Below are 9,486 nucleotides of genomic sequence, written 5' to 3' on the forward strand. Positions count from 1 at the left end.
TAATTACTTAACTTATTGGTACAAACGCCGATAAGTCTTAATTGAAGTACTTTTTGAGTGGAAATCTTATGAACCTGACAGTAAGCCAGCGTATTTGGGGTGGTTTTATATTTATCACACTATTATTATTAATAATTGGTGGTAATTCCTTAATAAAAATTGCAAATATTGACCGTTCCACTCAAAAAGTGAACCAACTATCACTCCCAGCATTAAATAAAAGCTCTGAGCTACAAGCCGAATTTATTTTAATGAGTAAAGCCGCACAAGCGAGCTTTTACACTACATCAGCCAATGAGCTTGCACCAATAAAAGCACAGGTCTTTGAGCAAAAACAGCAATTCAACACGCTGCACCGTGAGCTTCAAGACGTAGTAAAAAACGATGCTGCACTTAATCAAAGCAGCCAAAACGTAGAAAAAACCTATTTAAGCTTTTTAAGCACCGTTGAAAATTTATTAGCAGATAAAGGCAAACAACTAGCATTAAATAAAGCATTAAAAGCACAATTAGAAAACATAGAACTAAGTGCAGAAGATGCTAACTCTGTTGTACTCGACATTATCGACATTGACGGATTTGAACAAAACCACCCTCGCGCTTATCAAGCTGCAAATAATTTAGAAAACAACTTTATGTCGGTAGTTAGTAACAGCACCGACATGCTAACTGTTAAAACGCTTAACACTCTCGATATTGTTAAGAACGAGCAAACGTATTACCTTGAAGAAGTAGTACGCACCGTTGATTTAATTAAGCCAGCAATAGAGCAAACGCATAGCGACTTATATTCAAGCCTAAAAGAATATGTTGATGTTTTAGAAAATAACATAAAGGGCAGTAACAGCTTAGCGGCAAACAAAAAACGTTTAATTGATTCAATTACGCTTACGCAATCAGAGCTTGCGCAGTCAGAGCAAGCCACCAAAATGGCACTTAACCAAATTGACGAGCTAGTTAATCAAGCGAGTGACGTTGCGTTTAAATTGCAACAAGGTGTGCGCAGCGATGTAGACTCAGCTAATTTATGGACGTGGGTTGGCATGGTTATAGCCACTCTTTTAGCAATTGTGATTGCCATTATTACTGTTAGCCGCATTACTAAACCACTTGCCGAAGTTAATCGCATTTTAGATATTGTTGCCAGTGGCGACATGACACAACGTTTAGACGACAGCGCTCAAGACGAGTTTGGCGAACTATCTAAAAGTTGTAATACACTAATTGACAGCCTACGTAGCCTAATTAAAGGTATTATTTCGCGCTCTACTCAGCTTGCAGCAGCATCAGAGCAAACATCAGCCATTACCTCAGAATCAAGCCAAGCAATTCGTAACCAGCAAGCACAAGTTGAACAAGCCGCAACGGCAACAACCGAAATGAGCAGTACATCGCAAACAGTTAGTAACAGCGCTCAACAGGCACTTAGCGAAATTAAAAATGCTGATAAAGAAGCTGAACGCGTTAAAGGTATTTCGAATAACAATAAAGCAACGATTGAACAACTAGCGCGTGAAGTAGACGACGCCTCACAAGTTATTAATAAACTGCATCAAGATAGCGCATCAATTGGCAGCATATTAGATGTAATACGCGGAATAGCGGATCAAACTAACCTACTTGCACTAAATGCCGCAATTGAAGCTGCGCGAGCTGGTGAATACGGCCGAGGCTTTGCTGTTGTAGCTGACGAAGTGCGCTCTCTAGCGAGTAAAACTCAAGAGTCCACCCAAGAGATACAATCAATGATTGAGTCGCTACAAACAGGCGCTGAAGCTGCAGTAACGGCAATGAGCAAAGGTAAGCAACGTGCGGTATCGTGTGTTGAACAAACCGACCTAGCAAGTAGCGCACTTGATTCGATTACATTTGCAGTTTCGCAAGCACACGACGTAAGCGAAGAAATTTCGACTGCCGCACTTGAGCAACAACAAGTAGCACAAGAAATTAGCGAACGCCTTGAGTCGATTGTAGCCATCGCAGAGCAAACAGCCGAAGGCGCAAACCAAACTAATATCTCAAGTTCAGAAGTAGCAAAACTTGCCGAAGAACTTCGCTTGTCGGTAGACGAATTTAAAGTTTAGGTTTATTAAAACGATTAAAAAACCCCGATGATACGGTGTATCATCGGGGTTTTATTTATAGTTAAAAGCTAAACCAGCAACAAAAATAACTACTTTGATAGTCAAACCAATCAGAATAGGTCTTTGAACTATTTAACCTTATCATTCTCTAGTTAAATATTTTTAGTAAATTCAAAGTAGTTAGCACTAAAAATAGCTGCTTAAGATAGGTTTATTATCCAGAGCTCACGTTACTTATATATCAATTGCTATAATTTAGGCGCTTTAGTAAAAGTAATACCATTTACATCTTTACTCGAAAGGTGTGGCCCCACATTTAATGGCCAATCTATCTTTAAATCCGCATCATCCCAACTAATACTTACTTCTGCATTTGGGTTATAGTAATCAGTGCATTTATAAACAAATTCAGCTTCTTCACTGGTTACGTAAAAACCATGTGCAAATCCTTCAGGCACCCAAAGCTGGCGCTTGTTTTGAGCTGATAAATACACACCAACCCATTGTCCAAGCGTTGGAGAATTTTTTCGTATATCTACTGCAACATCGAAAACTTCACCCGACACTACGCGTACAAGTTTACCTTGTGTGTTTTGTGTTTGAAAATGCAAACCACGTAAAATACCTTGCTTTGATTTTGAATGATTGTCTTGTACAAACTGTGTTGGCTTTTTAGCAACCAGTTCTTCAAACTTTTGCTGGTTCCATGTTTCCATAAAAAAACCACGTTCATCGCCAAATACAGCTGGCTCAATGATTTTTACATCCGGAATTTTTGTATCAATTACATTCATCTTACTTACCTATTTATTGGTATTGCTTGATATTTTTTAGTGCTGCTTGCCAATCACTTGGCTGTACTGCAAATATATTAGCTATTTTGCGTGTATCTAACATTGAATTAAACGGACGCTTCGCTGGGGTTGGGTATTCTTGTGTTGTTATAGCATTTACTTTTACAGGTATTTTAATTAAACCTTGTGCCAATGCTGTATCAAATATTGCAGCCGCAAACTGCTGCCAACTCACCTGAGGAAATCCTGAATAATGATAAACACCAAACTCAGTATTACCATTATGAACAGCCTGAGCAATAGTAATAAGCGTTTTAGCTATATCGCCAGCATAAGTAGGCCCACCAAACTGATCGCTAACAACACTTAACGTCTCACGTGTTTTCGCTAAACGGAGCATTGTTTTTACAAAGTTATTACCATGCTCGCTAAAGACCCATGCTGTTCTTAAAATAATATGTGAAGGGCATTCTGCCGCCACAGCGTTTTCACCCAAAAGCTTAGTTTTACCATATATACTTTGTGGATTAACTGGCTCAGCTTCGTTATATAACCCCTGCTTATCACCAGAAAAAACATAATCAGTAGAAATATGTAATAAACACGCATTTATATTATTTGCAGCTACAGCTAAGTTAAAAGGTCCAGTATAATTTATAGCACACGCTTGCTTTTCTTCAGTTTCAGCTTTATCTACCGCTGTATATGCCGCAGCGTTAATAACTATATTTGGCTTGAAATCTTTAACAACGTAGTTAACTTGCTTTGCATCAGTTATATCTAGTTCGGCTCTATTAAGCGCTAAAAAAGTAACTTCAGGTAAGTTATTTAATAGAGTTACTAAGCTGGTCCCTACTTGGCCATCTTTACCGGTAATAAGAACTTTCATCACTAAGCCTCGGTTACTAAACGAACTAAGTATTGCCCGTATTCGTTTTTCATCATTGGCTTTGCAATTTCAAGAAGCTGCTCAGAGCTTAACCAGCTATTTCGCCAAGCAATTTCTTCTAAGCATGCTACTTTTAAACCTTGTACATTTTCGATAGTTTGCACGAATGATGATGCCTCATGAAGGCTTTCGTGTGTGCCCGTATCTAACCAAGCAAAGCCACGACCAAGTAACTCAACATTCAACGTGCCATCAGTTAGATACATTTCGTTGAGGGTCGTAATTTCAAGCTCACCACGATTCGATGGTTTTACTTGCTTAGCAAGCTCAACAACACGGTTATCGTAAAAATAAAGTCCAGTTACTGCATAATTCGATTTTGGCTTGAGTGGTTTTTCTTCTATTGATATTGCCTTCATGTTTTCGTCGAATTCAACAACACCAAAGCGTTCTGGATCTTTTACTTGGTAACCAAAAATAGTGGCGCCAGTCTCTCTTTCAGCCGCATTTTTTAATGTTTTACTAAATGATTGTCCGTAGTAAATATTATCGCCTAGTACTAAGCAAACATTGTCGTTGCCAATAAACTCTTCACCAATAATAAACGCCTGAGCTAAGCCATCAGGCGAAGGCTGTACGGCATACGTTAAATTAATACCGTAATCTGAGCCATCACCTAACAAACGTTTAAAGCTCTCGTTATCTTCAGGAGTGGTAATAATTAAAACATCACGAATACCAGCAAGCATTAATGTTGATAACGGATAATAAACCATCGGTTTGTCATAAACGGGTAATAACTGTTTTGATACACCACGAGTGAGTGGGTAAAGACGAGAGCCTGAACCACCAGCTAAAATAATTCCTTTCATGTTTTTATTCCTTTAATTATGAGTTTATTTCACCAAGGCGTTCGCGCTGGTAAGAGCCATCTTGCACGTTTTTACACCATTTTTGATTGGTTAAATACCACTCAATAGTTTTACGCAAACCTGTTTCAAACGTTTCTATTGGAGTCCAATTAAGCTCAGCACTCATTTTAGTTGAGTCAATTGCGTAGCGTCTATCGTGGCCTGGGCGATCGGTTACATAAGTAATTTGTTCTGCATATTTTGTGTTTTTAGGTACTAAGGTATCTAAAATACTACAAATAGTTTGCACTACTTCTATGTTTTGCTTTTCGTTGTGGCCGCCAATATTATAAGTTTCACCAACCACACCTTTAGTCACAACTTTATATAATGCTCGAGCATGGTCTTCAACAAATAGCCAATCACGAATTTGGTCGCCTTTACCGTATATAGGTAATACTTTGCCCTCTAAAGCATTTAGTATGACAAGTGGTATTAGTTTTTCAGGAAAATGAAACGGCCCATAATTGTTTGAGCAATTTGTGACAAGTGTAGGAAAGCCATACGTACGAAGCCAAGCACGTACTAAATGATCACTCGATGCTTTACTCGCTGAATACGGGCTACTAGGGGCGTATGATGTTTGCTCTGTAAATAAAGGAAGCTCGCCCTCTTGTTCATCAGGATGAGGTAAATCTCCGTACACTTCGTCAGTTGAAATATGATGGAATCTAAATGCTTTTTTAGCATCATCGGCCAAGGCATTCCAGTACTCTCGAGCAGCCTCTAACAGATTATAAGTACCAACAATATTTGTTTGAATAAAATCGCTTGGGCCAGTAATCGATCTATCAACATGGCTTTCTGCAGCTAAATGCATTACAGCATCCGGTTTATGCATTAAAAACACACGATCGAGCTCTGTTCGATTACAAATATCAACATGTTCAAATGCGTAACGATCGCTATGCTCCACTGATTTAAGAGACTCCAAGTTACCTGCATAAGTTAGTTTATCAAGATTAATGACTGAGTCTTCTGTATTATCAATAATATAACGAATTACCGCTGAGCCTATAAAACCTGCACCACCTGTTACGAGTATTTTCACGTCAATCCTTTGTGTTAATTTTTTATCGTTATTATATAAAACTTTTTAATATTTAGTTATGTGTATAAAGCTAATTCTAACTAATGACTAAGCAGTTAAATTATCATTTATAAAATGACTTATACCACTTTACCAATTCGCTTACGCCTTGCTTAACACCAACTTGCGCTTTATAGCCTGTCACATTAAATAAATCTGTAGTGTCAGCAAAGGTTTTATAAACATCGCCTGCTTGCATTTCACGGAAGTTCTTTTTAGCTTCAGTACCTAACTCTGCCTCAATAGCTTCAATAAACTTCATTAAATTTATTGGGCTCCCGTGACCAATGTTATAAACCGAATAAGGAGCAGAGCTAGATGCTGGCGAGCCAGTTTCTACTCTCCAACCAGGGTTCACAACAGGTATAACATCGGCTGCACGTACCACGCCTTCTACTATGTCGTCTATATAAGTAAAGTCACGCCACATATCGCCGTTGTTGTTTATGTCAATCGTATCACCGGCAAGTATTTTTTTAGTAAAAATATACGGCGCCATATCTGGGCGACCCCATGGGCCATAAACAGTAAAAAAGCGCAGCCCTGTTGTAGGTAGGCTATACAAGTGAGAATAGCTATGCGCCATTAGCTCATTCGCTTTTTTAGTTGCAGCATAAAACGATACCGGGTGATCAACACTGTCAGTTGTTTCAAACGGTGTTTTTTCGTTTAAGCCATATACAGAGCTCGATGAAGCATAAACCAAGTGCTTGACTTTATTATTACGACACCCTTCAAGCACATTTAAGTGCCCTACTAAATTAGAGTCAGCATAAGCATCAGGGTTTTCTATTGAGTATCTAACACCTGCTTGCGCTGCTAAATGTATTACTTTATCAAACTGCTGTGCTTTAAATAACTCGCTCATTGCTGGGCGTTCACTTATATCAAGCTTAATAAATGTAAACGCTTCATGGCTTTCAAACTGCGCTAAACGAGCTAGTTTTAAATTTACATCGTAATAGTCATTAAGGTTATCAATACCAACGACTACATGACCGGCCGCTAATAATTTTTGGCATGTTGCCGCGCCAATAAAACCAGCCGCACCCGTTACTAAATATTTCATAATTTCCTAAGCTTTAAGCTTTAAGCTTTAAGCTTTAAGCTTTAAGCTGATAAAGTTGAAAGTTGAAAGTTGAAAGTTGATGACTAAAAACCTAATCCCAAGTTTCAATAGTTTTCATTAAGGCAGATATCATTTTTGATAACTGCCTAGACTCTTCTATCCAGATTTCTGCTGTTTTTGTATCAACCTCACCAATTTTTAAGGCAATATATATTTGTGAGCGAAGCTCACCACAGCTACCTTTAGAGTAAGAGAGAAAACGGCAGTAATCTTTAGCTGTCTTTCTCTCATAACGTTATTCGATGAATCCCTTCATCTAACCTCTACGAGGCCGCACAAGTGCGTTCAAAATTTGCTCCTGCTATTTTGTCAGCAATATTTGATGAAATTGATAATGCAGAGCGTGTAATTTGATCTTTTAACCAAATTGCTTACTTGCCTTAAAATAAATAAAAACTTCACAAGCTAAATCGGCAGAGCGTTGCCACACATTTAAGTCCTCAAACTGCACAACGCCCCCCTAATATAAATCTGCTTTAGTTTTTAACTTATACTTTAGTCTTTAACCTTTATTCTTTAAACTTTGTTTATTAATCGCTACCAAACAAATCACGCGTATAAACTTTATCTGCAATATCGCTTAGCTCTTCAACCATACGGTTAGATACAACAACGTCAGATATTTGCTTAAACTCATTTAAGTCTTTAATTACACGTGAGTGATAAAACTCACTTTCTTCAAGTACTGGTTCGTAAACTACAACCTCAATACCTTTGGCTTTAATACGCTTCATAATGCCTTGGATGGCAGAGGCTCTAAAATTATCAGACCCTGTTTTCATTACTAAACGATAAACACCAACCACTTTTGGGCTGCGCTTAATTATTGAGTCTGCAATAAAGTCTTTACGTGTGGTATTAGCATCAACAATAGCACCAATAATATTGTTTGGTACATTTGCATAGTTTGCACGTAGCTGCTTAGTGTCTTTTGGTAAGCAATAGCCACCGTAGCCAAACGATGGATTATTGTAATGGCTACCTATGCGAGGGTCTAAGCTAACACCTTGTATAATTTGTTTACTATTTAAACCGTGAGATTCTGCATAGCTATCAAGCTCATTAAAATAAGCGACGCGCATCGCTAAATAAGTATTTGAGAAAAGCTTAATCGCTTCAGCTTCTGTTGAGTCGGTAAACAGTACTTCAATATCTTGTTTTGTAGCGCCTTGCTTAAGTAAGTTAGCAAACACAGTTGCGCGCTCACTTTGCTCACCAACAACTATACGTGATGGGTATAGGTTATCGTGTAGTGCTTTACCTTCACGTAAAAATTCTGGCGAAAATATTAAGTTATTAATGCCACGTTTTTCTTTTATACCTTGCGTAAAACCAACAGGTACCGTTGATTTAATGACCATAACTGCATTTGGATTATGCGCTATCGCATCTTTAATTACAGCCTCTACTGAACTTGTATTAAAGTAATTGTTTTCTACATCGTAATCAGTGGGTGTAGCTATAATGACAAAATCAGCATTTTTATAGGCTGCTACTTTGTCGGTAGTTGCTGTAAAATTTAAGTTGCTTCGTGTTAAAAAATCGCTAATTTCGGTATCAACTATTGGTGATTTTTTATCATTCAATAGCGCTATTTTTTGTTCGTCTATATCTAAGGCAACCACTTCATTGTGTTGTGCTAGCAACATAGCGTTAGAAAGGCCTACATAGCCCGTACCAACTACAGCAATTTTCATATTAATCCTTTAAGATTAGTTAACAATTAATAAAATGATTCTACCAGAGTTATAAATTAGGCTCTAGCTAAAAGACTTTAGCTAGAATGTAATATCGAATGTATTACTAAATATTTTTTGCAAAATAATATAAGTAAGAGAAGGATGAACATATTGAAATATACACCAATCAATAGCCTCTAATTTACTGCGCTCATGTAATTTAATTTTATAAAAAGCGAGATATAAAGCCTCACCTACAACTTATATACACCAATTACTAACCACTAATATATCGCTTTTTTCTTCCTTACTGAGGCGTTTATTGCTAACCTCGCGTTAACGTTTTTACTTAAACAAATTTTTGCTAACGGAATAATTATGCTCAAAAAAAATATCACTGTTTATCGGGATGGCAATCAGTGCAAATGCTGTTGCTAAAGGTGGCGTATCACCTTATTTATCTTTAAATCAAGCCCCAGAACTTGAGCACCAAGTACAACGACTTTTAGCCGTAAGTAAAAACACACATATTATGAGCAAGCCTTATAAAGCGCACGATATTTACAGAGTGCTGCAAACAGTAAGGCATACTTACCCAGAACTATATCAAACACTTTCATACCAACTTAGTCCTTATATTCAAAGCGATGCAGGTACATTTGCAAAAGTCACACTTGCTGCAGGCACTAAAGATAAGACGCTACCTAATCAACGAGGCCAAACGACTAAAACCAACTTAATTATTGAAGGTGGCGCCTATGCTAACTTTGGGCGTTACTTTGGTGTCATAGGTAGGTACTTAAGAAAAATATTAAGTACAGCCTTAAAAATTTGGCTCTACCCCATACTGAAATACTCCTGTTTTTCGATCGCGTTTGGGGTGTGCCCTAGCTGTATTTTTCCTCAGAAA

Annotated in this window: 7 protein-coding genes and 2 pseudogenes; 2 read left to right on the top strand and 7 right to left on the bottom strand. The window is 37.8% G+C overall.

Annotated features, from left to right (window positions below):
• The first annotated feature begins 68 nt into the window (after positions 1-68).
• Positions 69-2,084 carry a methyl-accepting chemotaxis protein gene (locus QL998_RS14115; protein WP_165743715.1) on the top strand — a complete coding sequence of 672 codons (2,016 nt, stop codon included), beginning with the start codon at positions 69-71 and terminating at the stop codon, positions 2,082-2,084.
• A 248-nt stretch (positions 2,085-2,332) separates the two neighbouring features.
• Here QL998_RS14115 and rfbC read toward each other — a convergent pair whose 3' ends face one another.
• From rfbC to QL998_RS14150, 7 genes and pseudogenes are all read right to left on the bottom strand, one after another.
• Positions 2,333-2,878 (bottom strand): dTDP-4-dehydrorhamnose 3,5-epimerase, encoded by a 546-nt coding sequence (rfbC, locus tag QL998_RS14120; protein WP_182197662.1) that lies wholly within the window; start codon positions 2,876-2,878, stop codon positions 2,333-2,335.
• A gap of 13 nt (positions 2,879-2,891) precedes the next feature.
• Positions 2,892-3,767, bottom strand: a complete 876-nt coding sequence (gene rfbD, locus QL998_RS14125) for a dTDP-4-dehydrorhamnose reductase (protein WP_182197663.1) — start codon at positions 3,765-3,767, stop codon at positions 2,892-2,894.
• Between the two features lie 2 nt (positions 3,768-3,769).
• Positions 3,770-4,639 carry a glucose-1-phosphate thymidylyltransferase RfbA gene (gene rfbA / locus QL998_RS14130; RefSeq protein ID WP_182197664.1) on the bottom strand — a complete coding sequence of 290 codons (870 nt, stop codon included), beginning with the start codon at positions 4,637-4,639 and terminating at the stop codon, positions 3,770-3,772.
• Positions 4,640-4,655: 16 nt separating this feature from the next.
• Complete coding sequence (gene rfbB, locus QL998_RS14135; protein ID WP_290192916.1) at positions 4,656-5,729, bottom strand: dTDP-glucose 4,6-dehydratase; 1,074 nt, start codon at positions 5,727-5,729, stop codon at positions 4,656-4,658.
• 103 nt (positions 5,730-5,832) lie between these two features.
• On the bottom strand, positions 5,833-6,837 hold the full coding sequence (locus QL998_RS14140; RefSeq protein WP_290192917.1) for an NAD-dependent epimerase: 1,005 nt from the start codon (positions 6,835-6,837) through the stop codon (positions 5,833-5,835).
• Between the two features lie 91 nt (positions 6,838-6,928).
• Positions 6,929-7,117, bottom strand: a pseudogene (locus tag QL998_RS14145) (four helix bundle protein); the annotation flags it as partial.
• Between the two features lie 310 nt (positions 7,118-7,427).
• The gene (locus tag QL998_RS14150) at positions 7,428-8,594 is read right to left on the bottom strand and encodes a nucleotide sugar dehydrogenase (protein WP_290192918.1); all 1,167 of its coding nucleotides are present in this window, start codon (positions 8,592-8,594) and stop codon (positions 7,428-7,430) included.
• A gap of 391 nt (positions 8,595-8,985) precedes the next feature.
• Here QL998_RS14150 and QL998_RS14155 point away from each other — a divergent pair.
• Positions 8,986-9,486: pseudogene (locus QL998_RS14155) on the top strand (hypothetical protein); the annotation flags it as partial.

Source organism: Pseudoalteromonas sp. APC 3691 (genome assembly GCF_030408135.1).
Lineage (GTDB): Bacteria > Pseudomonadota > Gammaproteobacteria > Enterobacterales > Alteromonadaceae > Pseudoalteromonas.